Raw genomic sequence first — 14,175 nt, forward strand, 5'->3', positions numbered from 1 at the left:
GGTAAGTAGAAGCCCGGCTCAGCCGATGGACTGCACCGCCGTGCGCGCCTTGGCCAACGTGGTCGTCGCCGTGTCGTCGTTCTTCACCATGGTGGTCTTGACCAGATCGATGATCGTGCGCACCTCGGTCGCGGCGCGGTTCCACCGATCCTCGACCGTCCGGTACTCCTCCGAGACACCGTCGGCCTGGAAGTCCGCCATCGCCGCCGAGACGTCGGCGCTGCGCTGCGAGATCACCGCCTCCAGCCGGGCGATGATCCCGGCGAGGTCACCCTGAACCTGCTGCGAGGTGCTCACGTCAAAACTGCGTCGGTCCGTGCTCATAACCTGCCCACTCCCCCGGGATCAGCGGCTGCTCGAGAACCTGGCGGCGTCGAAGTTGGCGGTCCCCGCCGCCGACGACGCGTTGTCGGCCATCTCGGTGTCACCCTGACCGAACGCGGAATCCATTCCGCTCTGACCGCCGAGAATCGCGCCCAACGCCGAATTCAACGCGGCGGTGATCGAATCGGCGTTGGCCTTGAACGAGTCGAAAGCCACCCGACCCGCACCGTTGAAGTTGCCCTGCAACGGCTCGGCGGCGGCAATCAACTGCTTGATCAGGCTCCCGAGATCATCTGATGACCCCTGGGTCTGCTTCGTGAGGCTGCCGAGAGTCTGCGCCCCCATGTCGAACTTCATGCCGCTCCCTCCCCGAGCCGGGATGAATAACGTTCGCGGTCAATGCTACGACACCTCCGCAACCCGGATGGGGCATGCACCAGGGACGATAGATCACATTGGCGCCTGCCCGGTCGCGTCGCAGAAATGGCGGCAGTCAATGCGGACGAAACCGCGCCTTGCCGGATCGCCGCCCGGCCTCCGCCTCGGCTCGACCGCCCTTGTGGAGCAGGGCCTAATCGCTCGGTGTGCCGCTGACGCAGGTGAGCACGCGGCCCTTGCCGCGAACGACGCTCGCCCTGGTTGTGGCGAAGCCGTGGGCTCGGAGCAGCAGTTCGGTAGCGGTGAGATTCGCGGTGGCGTGTGCGGCGCTGGGCCGCTCGCCGAAGACGTAGAACCGCCCACCGGGCGCGAGCAGGCTTCGTACCCGGTTGACGTCCTGGGTCGCGTCGCCCAACCAGAAGAGGCTGACGTTGACCGCGAAAATCTTGGTGAAGCGGTGGGCGGAGAGGTCGGCAGACTCGAAGCCGGCACATCGGATCTCGGCCCTGCCGGCGTCGATGTGGCTCGTGTTCCGTTCGACGGCGAGTCGCACCATCGTCGCCGAGCGATCGACGGCGATGATCCGGCCGGTCCGGAGTTGGTCGGCGACCAGGGAGACGGCTGCTCCTCGACCGCAGCCGATCTCCAACACCCGGTCGTCGGGTGCGACGGCCATCGTCTCCACCGCCCAGCGTTGCCGGTGCGCTCCGGTCTCGCGCACCGGTTCGTCCGGCAGGGGGGCGTCGTCACCGTCGGTGGAAGCCGGATGGCGGTTGGGCAGAGCGCGCGTCCCATCCTCACTCGTGGTGTTTGCTCTGCTCACGCATCTGATTTCACCCTGCCGGACGGATCCGCGCACCGTGTCCTCGGTCACCGGTGCGCGGTGTCGGGGGTCGGTCCGGGGCGGCGGCTGACGCGGCCACCGCCCCGGACCCGGCCGCCGTCAGGCGATCCGGTAGGCCCGCTTGATCGTCTGGGTGACCGTGTTGCCGGCCGTGTCGGTGGCGGTCAGTCGCAGTGCGACGAATCCGGGCCGGCGCGGGTGGGTGATCAGGGCGACGTTCCGGAGCACCGGCAACGCGACCCACGTGCGGCCGTCGTCGAACGACGCGGACACCGTGAGCGAGCGGTTGGCCGCCGCCGTCGAGTCGGCCTGCCGGTCCAGCGTCACCGGAATCGTCATGATCCGGCCCGCCCGGGCCGTGTTGGTGTCGTCGAGCACGGGCATCGGCCGGACCGTCGTCAGTGGCAGCCGCTGTGGCGACGCCGTGTACGCCGAGGTGAAGGTCCAGGCCACCGAGACCGACGTCGACAGGGTGTCCGGGGCACCCCGGGTGATGGTGGCCTCCAGGCGGTAGGCGGCCCTGGCGGCGGGTACCGCGAACTCCGCCCAGGGGCTGTCCGAGGTGCCGATCTCCTTGCCGTCGCGCAGCAGGCGGATCTGTATCGGCAGGTCGTCGCGGCTCGCCGGGCGGCCCACGGCGTCGCCGAACAGGGGCAGCGCAGCGACCGAGATGGTGTCACCGTCGCGGCCGGCGTACCCCAGGGGTGCGAGGGCCGGGGCCTGGGCCACGGTGGGGCCGAAGGGCGCCGCGTTCCAGATCTGGGTGTACGACCTGCCCGCCGTGAAGGTCGACTCCTGGGTGGTGCTGTTGTCCCCCTCGACGAGGGTGGCCGTCCAGATGATGCCGCCGTCGGTGTTGTAGTACTCGGTGCCGTGGAACGGCAGGTCGATGGAGGTGCTCGAACCGATCGGGCCGGAGCCGCCGGGTGCCGAGGCGCGGTGGAACCGGGTGGCCGTCGTCGTCGTGGACTGGCTGCGGTAGGTCGTCCGGACGGTGGCGAGGTTCTTCGGTGACAACTTCCGGGCGAGGCCGGTGAACATGACGCCCTTGCTGACGTACGCCAGGTCGTAGGTGTAGGGGCTGTTGCGGAAGGTGCCGTCCCGGCCCGGCCGGGCGAGCCCGACACCCAGTGTGGCGGTGAACTCGGGTGCGGTGACGGCCGGTCCGATCCGGCCGAAGAAGACGTCCGCGAAGGACGCCCCGCTGAGTTGCACGCCCGGATAGCGGAAGCCGTCGTCCCAGTTGGCGCTCACGTTGATTGAGGTGGCTGCGGCGTCGCGCTCGGGCACGGTGACCGCCACCGGCTTGGCGCTGCGGGCGTCGACCGCCTCGGTGACCGGGCCACGGACGTCCAGCACCGGCTGGACGAGCATGGTCGAGACGGTGCCCTCGTGGATGGTGCTGTACAGCGCGTAGCGACCCTTGGGCAGCCGCAGGGTGCCGCCACCCGGGGCCGCGGCGAGGGTGCTGAACTCTCCGGTGGCCAGGTTCGCCGCCACCGTCGTGTACTCAGTGGCGGGCTTGCCGTTCCGACCGGTGTGGTCGAGTCGTACGTCGTAGCTCTCGATCTCGCGGTTGAGCACGAAGGGAGTGCGTACCCGCAGGTCGCCGGCACCGGTCGCGGTCAGCGCCCCCTGGTAGACGCCGTCCGGGGCGTCCACCCGGGTGTCCACGGTGATCGTCGCCTCGGCGTGGCCGCCGGCCGGCACCACGAGGGTTGCCGGGCTGACGGTGAGCATGCCGGCCGGAGCGGGAGCGACGGCCAGGGTCAGGGTGACCGGGGCGCTTCCCGTGTTGCGGTAGCCGACGACCTGGGTGAGCGGGGTGTCGTCGGCGTGCGGCCAGCGTTGGACCGGGAAGTCGATGGCGGCGACGTCGGCGGCGACCGGCTGGGCGACAGCCCGGGCGATGTCGACCCGGCCGGCGCCCTGCTCGTAGACGGTGTCCTCGCCGGTTGGCTTGGCCGAGCCCATGAGGGCGGCCTTGAGCTGTGGGCCGGTCCAGTCCGGGTGCTGCCCGGAGAGGATGGCGGCGGTGCCGGCCACGTGCGGGGTCGCCATCGACGTACCCGACATGGTGGCGTAGTCGCCGCCGGGGGCGGCGGCCACGATGTCGACGCCGGGCGCGCTGATCTCGGGCTTGATGTGGCTGTCGCCGACGCGCGGCCCTCGGCTGGAGAAGTAGGCCCGCTGGTCGTCGGCGTCGACGGCGGCGACGGCGAGGGCGTCGTCGGCGGAGGCCGGCGAGGAGACCGACTTCGGCTTGCCCTCGTTACCGGCCGCCACCACGAAGAGGGTGCCGTGACGCTGGCTCAGCTCCTGGACGGCGGTCTCCAACGGGTCGAGACCGGGTGCGTCGGTGCCGCCCACGCTCAGGTTGACCACCCGTGCCTGCGGCGCGAGCCACTGCATGCCGGTGATGATGTCGGAGTCCTGGCATTCGGTGGTGGCGCAGACCTTGCCGACCAGCAGCTTCGCTCCCGGTGCCACACCTCGGTACCGGCCGCCGGACGCGGCGCCACTGCCGACGATCGTCGAGGCCACGTGGGTGCCGTGGCCGACCGCGTCGCTCGGGTCGTTGCCGCCGGTGAAGTCCCGGACCTCGGTGAGGTGCCCGGCGAAGTCGGGGTGGTCGGCGTCGATCCCGGTGTCCAGCACGCCGACGGTGACCCCGGTCCCGTCGAATCCTGCCTGCCAGGCCGTCGGCGCGCCGATCTGCGGCACGCTGCGATCGAGGGAGACCTTGCGCTTGCCGTCCAGCCAGATGTGCGTGACCCCGGTGGCGAGGGTGCGCGCCGACGTCGTACCGCGGGTGAGCGAGGTCCAGAGCGTGACCCGGTCGTCGCGGTCCGCCCGGACCGCCAGCGCGTGCGCGGCCGGCAGGTCGGCCCGCACCCGCCCGTCACCCTCGGCGGTCGCGGTCCGCGCCTGCGCCGGCCTGTTCTCGGGGTACGCGACGAGCAGCGGCAACTCGGCCGCCCGGTCGTCGTAGCCGAACTCGCCGAGCGCGGTGAGGTCGAACAGTCGCCGGTCGAGCCGGCCGTCACGCAGCAGTGGCATCGCGTCGACCGGGACGACGTACTGGTGGCCGTCCTCCCTGCTGTTCACGAAACGCATGCCGGCCCGCCCAGGTCCCCGCTGGATCTCCGGGTGGCCTGTCGCGTCCAGCGAAACCCGGTCGCCGGTGATCAGGGTGAACGTGCCGGGAGTGCCGGCGACCGCAGTGGTCGGCTGCTCCCGCGCGCTCGCCGGTTGGGCCGTCAGGCCCGCCGTGACCAGCACGGTCGCGAGTACGCCGGCTGTCAGGGCGCGTCGTTGCCGTCGTCGCACATCGTCCTCTCCGCCACGGGCCTCTCCCGGGGCGGCACGATGACGCCTGGCCGGGTCGTCAGGTTGATCACTGCGGTGTGATCGTGATCACAAACTCGCCCGCGCTGCTCGGGCCGGCTCACCCCGGCGGGTTGCATGCGGGCGGTGACCAGGGGACGAGGCGCGGGAGGGCACCGGTCGGATGCGTGACGCCGAGGAGTTCGACGCCCTCTACGCGGCCTGTGCGGGTCGGGTGGTCGGTCACGTGTACGCGCTGACCGGCAACCGCGCCGAGGCGGAGGACGCCGTCGCGGAGGCGTTCATGCGAGCCTGGCAGCGCTGGCGGACGGTCCGGGAGACGGACAGCCCGGAGGCCTGGGTCCGCCGGGTGGCCGCACGGATCGCGGTGAGCAGTTGGCGCAAGGCGTTCAACCGGATACGCGCCCACCGTCGGGCTGCCGTCGACCAGGGTGTGCCGGGTCTGAGTGAGGACCACGTCGCGCTGTTGCAGGCACTCCAGCGGTTGGGCGCCAAGGAGCGCCGGGCCGTCGTGCTGCACCACCTCAACGACCTCACCGTCGCGGAGGTGGCAGCGGAGATGCAGGCACCGGTCGGGACGGTCAAGACGTACCTCGCCCGGGGGAGGAGAGCGATGGCCGGGCTGCTGGCCGACGAGCACCAGGAGGAGACCTCCCATGGCTGATCCGCGCGACGATCTCGCGGCGATCGCCGACGAGGTCCGGCGAGTCGCCACGCTGCCGGAGGCCCGGACGTTGCGCCGGCGCGGCGACCAACGCCGGCGACGCCGGGCAACCGTCGGCACCGTGGGCCTGGCCATCGTGGCTGTCGCCGCTGGCACCGCCCTCGTGCGGGCGCGCACCGACGTCGAGCCGCCCGTTGGTGGTCCGGCGGGTCAGCCCCCACCGTCCGTCGTTCCGTCCGCTACCGCCTCGGCCGGACCACAGGAGATCCTCGCCGGCGAGCGTCAGGTCCGCATCGTGGTGCCGGGCATGAAGGGCGCCGCGTTGGCGATCAGCGCTGGCACCGACCAGGTGCGGGCCATCAGTGAGCCGGGCCTCGACGACGCGGTTCGGTGGGTGCTCCGCCCGCAGGGGGACAGGTACCGCATCGTGCTGGCCGTACCGTCCGGCGGCGGTGAGGTCTGCATGACAGTCGTGCACGACGCCGCGCCGGGGAGCATACGCGGCCGGGCGTGCGACGCGGCGGCCTCGACGCAGCTCTTCCGGATCGACCAGGTCGCCGACGGGAGCTACTCGATCTTCCAGGGCAGGCGCTACGTCCAGGTGGTCGACGGCACCAACGCTCTGGTCCCGGACCTGCCCGAGGGCCTGACCACCACGTACGAGTTCGAGGACCGCGGGCCGAGGTAGGCCGCTTCCGCACCGCCTGACGACACCGCAGGGGTGGGCCGGTTGCGGCCCACCCCTGCGGCATTACCTGTTGTCTGCCCAGTCGCGCTGGTGTCTGCCCAGTCGCGCTGGTGTTTGTTCAGTCGCGCGGAACCTGGAGCACCAGGCGGCGACGGCGGAACATCACCAGCAGCACCGCACCGAGGGCGAGCACTGCCGCACCGCCGCCGGCGAGCATGGCCGCCGGGGCGCCGGTGACGGGCAGCCCGCCGCCGGAGCCGCCGTTGTCGCCGTCGCCGGTGCCGCCCTCACCGGTGGTGATGACGATCTGAGCGGTGTTGTTCTCCGGCTTGGACTCGGCGGCCGCGGTGACGCTGCGGGCAACGATCGTGCCGTCGGTGCCCGGAGTCGACTTGATCTTCACCTGGACGCTCGACTTGATACGACCCCAGCCAGAGGCGGTGGCCGGGAACTCGCTTTCGAAGTTGCACCGGAGCTTGGTCGACTCCGGCAGCTGCTCGTACTCGGTGCCGTCGGTGTAGCACCAGTCGGAGGGCAGCAGAACCGTGCCGGTCGGCGCGGTGATGATTACCGAAGGACCGCCGCCGTCAGAGGGACCGTTGTTGACGACCTCGTACGGGACGGTGACGGTCTTGCCGACGGCGCCCTTGACGGCCGGCGCGGTGACCGAGACGTCCAGGGTGTTCTTCTTGCTCCAGAACGCGAACGAGGCGTAGTTGTTCGACTCGTCGAGCTCGCGCTGCTCCGCGCGCTGCCTCGCGAGGTCGGCCTTCGCTCCCTTCGCCTGGAGCTTGCGGACGGTGGCGGCGAACGACGGTCCGGTGCCCTTGGTGCGGGCGCTGTTCTTCGCCGCGCGTTCCTGCCCGGCGAGGGCGACGTTGACCAAGCCCCATGTCTGGTCGGGGCCGGACAGGTTGCGTCCGAAGTTGATGTTGAAGAGCGACTCGCCGGTCTCGTCGTCGAAGAGCAGCAGCCCGTCGCCGGGTTCGAGGGTGAGCGGCACGACGCAGCTGACCTCGCTGGGGCCGTACACGTAGGGCTTGCCGATGTCGTTCGGGTAGTAGTCGGTGTAGGTGCAGTCGCTGTACCGCTCGGCGAACGTGGCACCGGTGGGGAGGCTGACCCCCACCGTGAAGTTGGTGGCGGCGGTGTCGCCCTCGTTCCCGACGCCCGAGTAGAGCGGAACGGTGTCACCCGGGCCCACCGGGGTCTTCTCGTCGTTCAGGTCCTGCGCGGCGGCGACCAGGTCGGGGCCGGACGCGATCACGGTGACCGGGAACGAGGTGGTGTCGTTACCCGGCGCCATGTCGTCCTCGGCGCCGTCGATGGTGACGGTGACCGACCCGGCGTCACCGGTGGCGGCGCCCTTACGGCTGGCGAGCGACAGGGGATACAGGTTCGTGATCTGGCCGGCGTCGATCGCCCCGACGGTGCAGACGACCTTCTTGTCGGCGAGCTTGCAGTCGTCGTTCCAATCCGGCACGGACGCGGTGACCGCGTCGGAGAGCTTGCTCAGGTCCAGCGTGACGGTTACTCCCGTGGCGAGGGCCTCGCCATAGTTGTAGACGTACATGCCGATGCTCGTGCCGCTGTTGTCGACCTCGGCAACGGGCTCACGGTCGAAGGAGACGAAGAGGTCGGGCAGCGCCTCGGCGGCAGTTGCCGCCGGCGAGGCACTGAAGAGGCCGGCCGTTGCCAGCAACGCTGTCGCCGTGGCGAACCGTGACCATCGAGCGGTTATGCGAGTCATGTGATCTCCGGTGAGGGGGGTGTTGGCCCGCACTCTAACCATTCCCGATCAAAGAATCCGCCCCGTTTGCAGCCCGTTCAGAGCCAGACGACGATCCCGGTCAGGTCGTTGAGGACGGCGGCCACGCCCGCCCGGACGGCGGCGGCGCACCTCGCTCCGGTGAACGAGGCCGGGTCGTACGTCGACGACGCCCCGAGTCCTTCGCCACGGAACGACGCGCCGTCCCAGTCGACGGCCGTGACGTTGTGCGTGGGCTCGGCCAGTTCCGCGCCCACCACCAGGAACTTCTCGTCCAGGTGGCTCGGGGTGACCAGCGCGAGGGGGTCGATGAGGTCGTTGCCCGCGCTGACGATGAGATCCGGGCCCATCTCCATGGCCTTGGCGATGCTGGGAACGGCGTCGTGCGCGTTGCCGACGACGATCGTCCGGAGGTCGACGTGCTCGTCGTCGGCCCACTCCTTGACGGCAGTCACGAGGGTCCTGGTCGGGGCGTCGTCGCCGGCGGTCAACAGCACCACCCGGTAGTCCTTCGGCGGGTGGACGCCGTCCCAGGAGCCCGGCTGCGGGGTGATGGTCGCCTCCGGAGCGGGCCTCGTGGAGGGGTCGAGGAACCCGGGGCCGAGTGTGCCGACGGCGCTGGGCGCCGGACGTGGCTGGGACCAGTCGTCGCCGGAACTGCAGGCGGCGACCAGCGCGGCGGTCGCGGCCAACAGGGCAACGGCCCGAAGCGGGGGGCGCAAGGTGATCGTCCTCCGGATGGTGGCGGGGGTGCGCGTACTTTCTCGTATTCCTATCGCAATTCCGGCCGACGGCAATCTGCGGGTGCCCCTTCGAGGATTTGTTTTCCGGTGGTTCGTCGGCGCGCGGGTTGGAGTTCACCCACGGCATGCAACGTGCACTGGCCAACCGAGGGAGTCGCATGTTGGGCCGCGTCCGCCGCACCGTTATCGTCACCGCTGTCGGGATTGCCGCAGCGGTGATCCCGTTTTTGGGCGCCCAAGCGGCGTCCGCGCACGGTTTCTCGTCGACTGTGTACGCAAAAATCACGGCGGGAGACGAGGGTCACATTCGAACAGCAGTCGAACTCGAATACGACCTCCTCGTCGTGTCCGCCGCCGATTCCGGTGGCGACGATCCGCTCTTCCAGGCGGGAACCGCCGCGTTCGAGGCGGGTGACTCCGGTGCCCAGGCCGCAGCCCTGAAGGGCCACGCGTCGACGGTCCTCGGGTATGTCTCCGACCGTTTCGCGGTCACCTCGGGGAGCACGGCGTGTCAGCCGACCCAGGTGGGCGACGCGACGATCGGCGAGCGCGAGGGCGTGCCGTACGCCGATCTGCTGCTGGACTGGACCTGCGCCCAGCGGGTCGACGAGCACGAGGTCCGCAGCGACCTCTTCCCGGACGGCGAGGGTTACGTCAAGGGCACCAAGACGATCGTCACCTATGAGATCGACGGCCGTACGGGCAGCGCGGCGCTCGACGCGGCCCACCCCTCCTTCTCCACCGGTCAGGCGTGGTACGACCGGTTCGGGGAGTTCTTCCTGCTGGGTGCCGAGCATCTGCTGTCCGGGATCGACCACATTCTGTTCCTGTTGGCGCTCATCGCCGGGTCGCGGCGGCTTCGCGAGATCGTGCTCGCGGCCACCAGCTTCACTCTGGCGCACTCGGTGACGTTCATGCTCGCCGCGCTCGGCCTGGTCGAGGTGCCGGCGTCGATCGTGGAGCCGGTGATCGCGTTGTCGATCGCCGTCGTCGCGGGTTGGCACCTGTGGGGGATCTGGCGGCGGGGCACCCACGCGGCCGACCTGGAGACGCCCGGGCACGGGCACCTGAGCCTGGACCGGGCCGGTTGGATCCGCCTCGGCGTGGTGTTCTGCTTCGGTCTCGTGCACGGCCTGGGCTTCGCCGGCGCACTGGGCATCGACGAGGCGTGGTCGTGGACCCTGCTGTGGTCGTTGTTGGTGTTCAACGTCGGCATCGAAGTTGTGCAGTTGACCATTATCGCGGTCGTCTTCCCGCTGTTGCTCGTGCTGCGTCGCCGTGCGCCGAAGGTCGGTATCTGGGCGACCGGGGCCGTTTCGGGGGCGGTGTCCATCATGGGGATCGTCTGGTTTGTGCAGCGTATTTCCGGGTCCTGAGTAGGGCTAAGTAGTTCGTGAAGTGCAGTCTTTCGCAAGATCACGTTAATGATCGGTTCATCGGGCGGCGAAAGCGTGGATTCGCTTCCCCGGTGCCGGGTGAAGACACATCCATTTCTCTATTTGAAAAGGGAACAATGTCGATGACATTGAGCACCTCGACACGGGCCTCCGCGCTCGTGCGGCGGCGCCTGGTCGCCGGAGTCGTCGCCGGCTTCCTGGGAATGGGAGCGGCCCTCGGCAGTGGCCTGACGGCCACCGCGAGCGCGGCCGAGTCCACCACGATCAGCAGCGTGATCCTCGGCGTCGGCGCCAACGAGACCCAGCGCATCGTGACCTGGTACTCCTCCGCCGACACCGCGCAGAAGATCCAGCTCGCCCCGACCGCCGAGATCGTCAACGGCGAGTTCCCGGCCAGCGCGGTCAGCTTCGACGCCGTCGGCGCGGCGAACACCTCCACCACCGGGTTCAACCGGCACGCCACGATCAGCAACCTGCGCGAGAAGACGGCGTACTCGTACCGGGTCGGCGCCGAGGGCAGCTGGTCCCCGACGTACGCCTTCAAGACGCAGGACTTCGAGGGCGACTACGACTTCCTGTTCTTCGGCGACCCGCAGATCGGCTCCTCCGGCGACCGGCTCAAGGACCAGGCCGGTTGGGAGGACACCCTGAAGGTCGCCACCGCGGCCAACCCGAACGCGGAGCTGCTGGTCTCCGGTGGCGACCACGTCGAGTCCGCGAACGACGAGGGCCAGTGGACCTCGTTCATGGCGCCCGACCAGCTGCGGCAGTACCCCGTCGTCGCCACCATCGGTAACCATGACGTCGGCGGCAAGTCCTACGAGCAGCACCACTTCACCCCGAACACCGACCGCACGGCCCCGTACTACGACAACGGGAACCCGGCGGGCACCAAGTCCGGTGGCGACTACTGGTTCGTCTACAAGGACGTGCTGTTCATCGACATCAACAGCAACAGCTACAAGCTGCCGACCGACGGCAGCAACGCCGGTGACGCCGCGCACGTCGCGTACGTCACCGACGTGGTGAACAAGCACGGCTCCGAGGCCAAGTGGAAGGTGCTGGTCTACCACCACTCCATCTACTCGCCGGCCAGCCACGCGACCGACAACGACAACAAGCAGCGGCGGGAAGACTTCACCACTGCCTTCTCGAACCTCGGCATCGACATGGTGTTGCAGGGCCACGACCACAGCTACTCGCGCAGCTACTCCATCAAGAACGGCCAGAAGGAGAACCCGGCCGAGAAGCCGGGTGCTGCCGACGTGTTCCCCGGCCCGGGTGGCGTCATCTACGTGACCGCCAACTCGGCCTCCGGCTCGAAGTACTACGACATCAAGAAGCCGGACACCACCGGCACCGGCATCCGGGGCAACGGCCCGGACCCGCTGGACCCGAACAAGTACTGGTACAACTCGGTGCAGAACCAGGAGCACGTCCGCAGCTACGTCAAGGTGCAGGTGCGCGGCGACAAGCTGGTCCTGGCCAACATCCGCAGCGGCACCTGCGCGGCGCCGAACGCGTCGGTCGAGAACGGCCTCTCCTGCGTCAACACCCCCGAGGGTCAGCCGGTCGGCTCGATCGTCGACAACGTGACGGTGCACCCGTTCAACGGTGACGGCCAGTCCATCCAGGTGAACGTGCCGAACCCGGCTCCGGGCGAGTTCGGTTGGACGATCGACGGCTACAACGGTCTGGTGGACCTGGGTACCGCGCAGGAGCGCAACGGCACCTACTTCCAGGCGAACGGCAAGATCAACCCGATCCTCGTGTCGGACAGCCGTCGCTCGCTCGCCCCGTGGTCGATCTCGGCCAACGTCGGTGACTTCACCGACGCCGAGAAGACCTTCTCGGGCTCCTACCTGGGCTGGACCCCGTACGTGCTGGACGCCGGAGCGGGCGCCGAGGCCGGCGCGCCGATCCTGTCGTCCTACGACGACCAGGGCAAGGGCCTGTCGGTCTCCAGCGCCCTCGGCGCGGCGGCCCAGGGTCACCCCCGGGGCGGCGCCAAGCTCGGTGCCGACCTGGACCTCAAGATCCCGGACAGCATCGCGAAGGGTAGCTACCGCACCACCCTCACGATCACCGCGCTGAGCAGCTGACCGGACCGCTCCACTCGGCGGGGTAGGCACCTTCGGGGGCCTACCCCGCCACCCGTTTGCACGCCCCCCAAGATCACCTCAAGGAACCGACATGTACCCGTCCGTATCGCGCTGGAAGACACTCCTCCGTACGACCGCACTGTCAGTGCTCGCCGCCGCCGCGGCCGTCGGTGTCGGTGCCGTCCCCGCCTCGGCGGCGGAGGGCAACGTCGCCTGGACGGTCCGGACGGCCTCCAACAGCTACGGCGAGGCCCGGTCCAGCTACAGCTACAACGTGAACCCCGGCGGTGCCGTCGAGGACGCCATGGTCGTCGCCAACCGCGGACCCGCGCCGCTGACCCTGGCCGTCTACACGGCCGACGGCTTCACCACCGACGCGGGCCAACTCGACCTGCTCACCAGGGACAAGAAATCCGTCGCGATCGGCGCCTGGGTGAAGGCGAAGGCCGAGAGTGTCGTGGTCCAGCCCGGAAAGACCGCGCAGGTGCCCTTCACGATCAGCGTGCCGGAGAACGCGACCCCCGGTGACTACGTCGGCGGCATCCTCACCGCGCTGACCCAGACCGACCAGGCCGAGGGCATCAACGTCGACCGCCGCCTCGGCATCCGGATCAAGATGCGGGTCGGCGGTGAGCTGAAGCCGAACCTCGCAATCGAGGACCTGCACATCGCGTACGACGGCTCGTCCAACCCGTTCGCCAAGGGCGACGCCACCATCACCTACAAAATCCACAACGTCGGCAACGCCGCCCTGTCCGGACAGCAGGGGGTGACCGTCTCCGGTCCGTTCGGCCTGCTGCGGGTACGCGCCGGTGACATCGCCGCGCCGCCGGAGCTGCTGCCCGGTGAGAGCTGGAACGTGACAGTGCCCGTGCACGGGGTGGCTCCCACCATCTCGCTGGCCGCCACCGCGACCCTCACCCCGCTGCTCACCGACGCCTCCGGCTCCACCACCTCGCTCAAGCCGGTCCAGATCACCGCGCACGGCTGGGCCCTGCCGTGGATGCTGCTGCTGGTGCTCGTCGTACTGATCGTCGTGCTCGTCGGCGCGTACCTCTACCGGCGTCGCACCCGGGCGCAGCGCAAGGTGCGCGAGGACGCCCGCGTACGCGACGCCGTCGAGCAGGCCCTGCGCGGCCCGAAGCCGCAGACGTCCTGATCATTGCTTTCGTCACCGCCGCCGGCCCTGGTCGGCGGCGGTGACGGCCCGACGGCGGGTCAGGCCGACGGCGACGGCGATCACGGCGAGCACGAGCACGGCCGCCGGCACGGATGCCCAACCGGGGGCGGTGCGAAGCACCACAGTGCCGAGCACGGCACCTCCCACCAACCCCGCCAGCCGCCCCACACCACCCAGATCGGCGAACCGGTGCGGGTCGACGACGCGACGCCGAACCAACTCGGTCAGCGAGCCGGTCAGGTAGGTGGTCGACGCGCCACGTACGCCGGCGCCGACAGTGATCACGCTCTGGATGCCGCTCGCCACGGCCGCCGTCCCGAGCAGTACGAGCCCGAAGCCGTACCCGGGACGCGCCGAGCAGGCCATCCAGCCGACGGTGAAGCCGAGCAGCAACACCGCCTCGGCCGCCGTCACCACTGCGGTACGGCGATTCCAACCCGGCAGCGTGTGGCGCAGCGGCAGCGTAGCGGCGGCGACACCCACCGCGTAACCACCGACCGCCACCACGGCACCCACGAGTGAGCGGACGTCCGCCGTGGCGAACGCGTGGCCGAAATGCACCAGGTTGCCGGTGATCACACTGGCGAAGTACCCGTCGAGCCTGGTCAGGCAGATCACGTCGACGCAGCCGGAGGCCGCGGCCAACGCCACCAGGAGCCAGGCCGTCGCCCGTACCGACGGAGCCTGCACGGCTGTGCTCCCTCCGTCGTCTTGGTCCGCCCGCCCGCCTTTCCCATGT

At 69.9% G+C, this 14,175-nt stretch carries 12 protein-coding genes; 5 read left to right on the top strand and 7 right to left on the bottom strand.

The features are described from left to right. Positions 1–18 precede the first annotated feature (18 nt). The 4 genes from GA0070612_RS07015 to GA0070612_RS07030 all read right to left on the bottom strand — a co-directional run bounded on the left by GA0070612_RS07015 (position 19) and on the right by GA0070612_RS07030 (position 4,876). Positions 19–324, bottom strand: coding sequence for a pore-forming ESAT-6 family protein (locus tag GA0070612_RS07015; RefSeq protein WP_088987183.1), 306 nt, complete (start codon positions 322–324; stop codon positions 19–21). A gap of 21 nt (positions 325–345) precedes the next feature. After that, the gene (locus GA0070612_RS07020) at positions 346–681 is read right to left on the bottom strand and encodes a hypothetical protein (RefSeq protein ID WP_088987184.1); all 336 of its coding nucleotides are present in this window, start codon (positions 679–681) and stop codon (positions 346–348) included. Between the two features lie 214 nt (positions 682–895). Beyond that, positions 896–1,423, bottom strand: a complete 528-nt coding sequence (locus GA0070612_RS07025) for a class I SAM-dependent methyltransferase (RefSeq protein WP_088987185.1) — start codon at positions 1,421–1,423, stop codon at positions 896–898. 222 nt (positions 1,424–1,645) lie between these two features. Beyond that, positions 1,646–4,876: a S8 family peptidase gene (locus tag GA0070612_RS07030; protein WP_157742436.1), complete on the bottom strand. Its 3,231-nt coding sequence runs from the start codon at positions 4,874–4,876 to the stop codon at positions 1,646–1,648. A 181-nt stretch (positions 4,877–5,057) separates the two neighbouring features. Here GA0070612_RS07030 and GA0070612_RS07035 point away from each other — a divergent pair, with 181 nt between their 5' ends. Together GA0070612_RS07035 and GA0070612_RS07040 are read left to right on the top strand one after the other, a co-directional pair. After that, a complete protein-coding gene (locus GA0070612_RS07035; protein WP_088987187.1) occupies positions 5,058–5,558 on the top strand; it encodes a sigma-70 family RNA polymerase sigma factor in 501 nt (166 codons plus the stop codon). Then, on the top strand, positions 5,551–6,246 hold the full coding sequence (locus tag GA0070612_RS07040) for an RICIN domain-containing protein (RefSeq protein ID WP_088987188.1): 696 nt from the start codon (positions 5,551–5,553) through the stop codon (positions 6,244–6,246). The genes GA0070612_RS07035 and GA0070612_RS07040 overlap by 8 nt, the downstream gene beginning before the upstream one ends. A 118-nt stretch (positions 6,247–6,364) precedes the next feature. Here the strand turns inward: GA0070612_RS07040 and GA0070612_RS07045 are convergent, their stop codons facing one another. Then, positions 6,365–7,996 (bottom strand): COG1361 family protein, encoded by a 1,632-nt coding sequence (locus tag GA0070612_RS07045; RefSeq protein WP_088991323.1) that lies wholly within the window; start codon positions 7,994–7,996, stop codon positions 6,365–6,367. Between the two features lie 77 nt (positions 7,997–8,073). Further along, positions 8,074–8,736 carry a type 1 periplasmic-binding domain-containing protein gene (locus GA0070612_RS07050; RefSeq protein ID WP_088987189.1) on the bottom strand — a complete coding sequence of 221 codons (663 nt, stop codon included), beginning with the start codon at positions 8,734–8,736 and terminating at the stop codon, positions 8,074–8,076. 365 nt (positions 8,737–9,101) lie between these two features. Between GA0070612_RS07050 and GA0070612_RS07055 the strand changes: the two genes are divergently transcribed. The 3 genes from GA0070612_RS07055 to GA0070612_RS07065 all read left to right on the top strand — a co-directional run bounded on the left by GA0070612_RS07055 (position 9,102) and on the right by GA0070612_RS07065 (position 13,415). Then, complete coding sequence (locus GA0070612_RS07055; RefSeq protein ID WP_231924492.1) at positions 9,102–10,133, top strand: HupE/UreJ family protein; 1,032 nt, start codon at positions 9,102–9,104, stop codon at positions 10,131–10,133. A 143-nt stretch (positions 10,134–10,276) separates the two neighbouring features. Then, the gene (locus GA0070612_RS07060; protein WP_088987191.1) at positions 10,277–12,256 is read left to right on the top strand and encodes an FN3 domain-containing metallophosphoesterase family protein; all 1,980 of its coding nucleotides are present in this window, start codon (positions 10,277–10,279) and stop codon (positions 12,254–12,256) included. 91 nt (positions 12,257–12,347) lie between these two features. After that, positions 12,348–13,415: a WxL protein peptidoglycan domain-containing protein gene (locus GA0070612_RS07065; RefSeq protein WP_088987192.1), complete on the top strand. Its 1,068-nt coding sequence runs from the start codon at positions 12,348–12,350 to the stop codon at positions 13,413–13,415. A gap of 12 nt (positions 13,416–13,427) precedes the next feature. Here GA0070612_RS07065 and GA0070612_RS07070 read toward each other — a convergent pair whose 3' ends face one another. Beyond that, on the bottom strand, positions 13,428–14,126 hold the full coding sequence (locus GA0070612_RS07070; protein ID WP_088987193.1) for a YoaK family protein: 699 nt from the start codon (positions 14,124–14,126) through the stop codon (positions 13,428–13,430). Positions 14,127–14,175: the final 49 nt, after the last annotated feature.

The organism is Micromonospora chokoriensis (assembly GCF_900091505.1).
GTDB lineage: Bacteria > Actinomycetota > Actinomycetes > Mycobacteriales > Micromonosporaceae > Micromonospora > Micromonospora chokoriensis.

What these genes read in the sequence shown, in the direction of transcription:
- GA0070612_RS07015 (WP_088987183.1), bottom strand. Translation starts at nt 324, where the DNA reads ATGAGCACGGACCGACGCAGTTTTGACGTGAGCACCTCGCAGCAGGTT.
- GA0070612_RS07020 (WP_088987184.1), bottom strand. Translation starts at nt 681, where the DNA reads ATGAAGTTCGACATGGGGGCGCAGACTCTCGGCAGCCTCACGAAGCAG.
- GA0070612_RS07035 (WP_088987187.1), top strand. Translation starts at nt 5,058, where the DNA reads ATGCGTGACGCCGAGGAGTTCGACGCCCTCTACGCGGCCTGTGCGGGT.
- GA0070612_RS07040 (WP_088987188.1), top strand. Translation starts at nt 5,551, where the DNA reads ATGGCTGATCCGCGCGACGATCTCGCGGCGATCGCCGACGAGGTCCGG.
- GA0070612_RS07045 (WP_088991323.1), bottom strand. Translation starts at nt 7,996, where the DNA reads ATGACTCGCATAACCGCTCGATGGTCACGGTTCGCCACGGCGACAGCG.
- GA0070612_RS07060 (WP_088987191.1), top strand. Translation starts at nt 10,277, where the DNA reads ATGACATTGAGCACCTCGACACGGGCCTCCGCGCTCGTGCGGCGGCGC.
- GA0070612_RS07065 (WP_088987192.1), top strand. Translation starts at nt 12,348, where the DNA reads ATGTACCCGTCCGTATCGCGCTGGAAGACACTCCTCCGTACGACCGCA.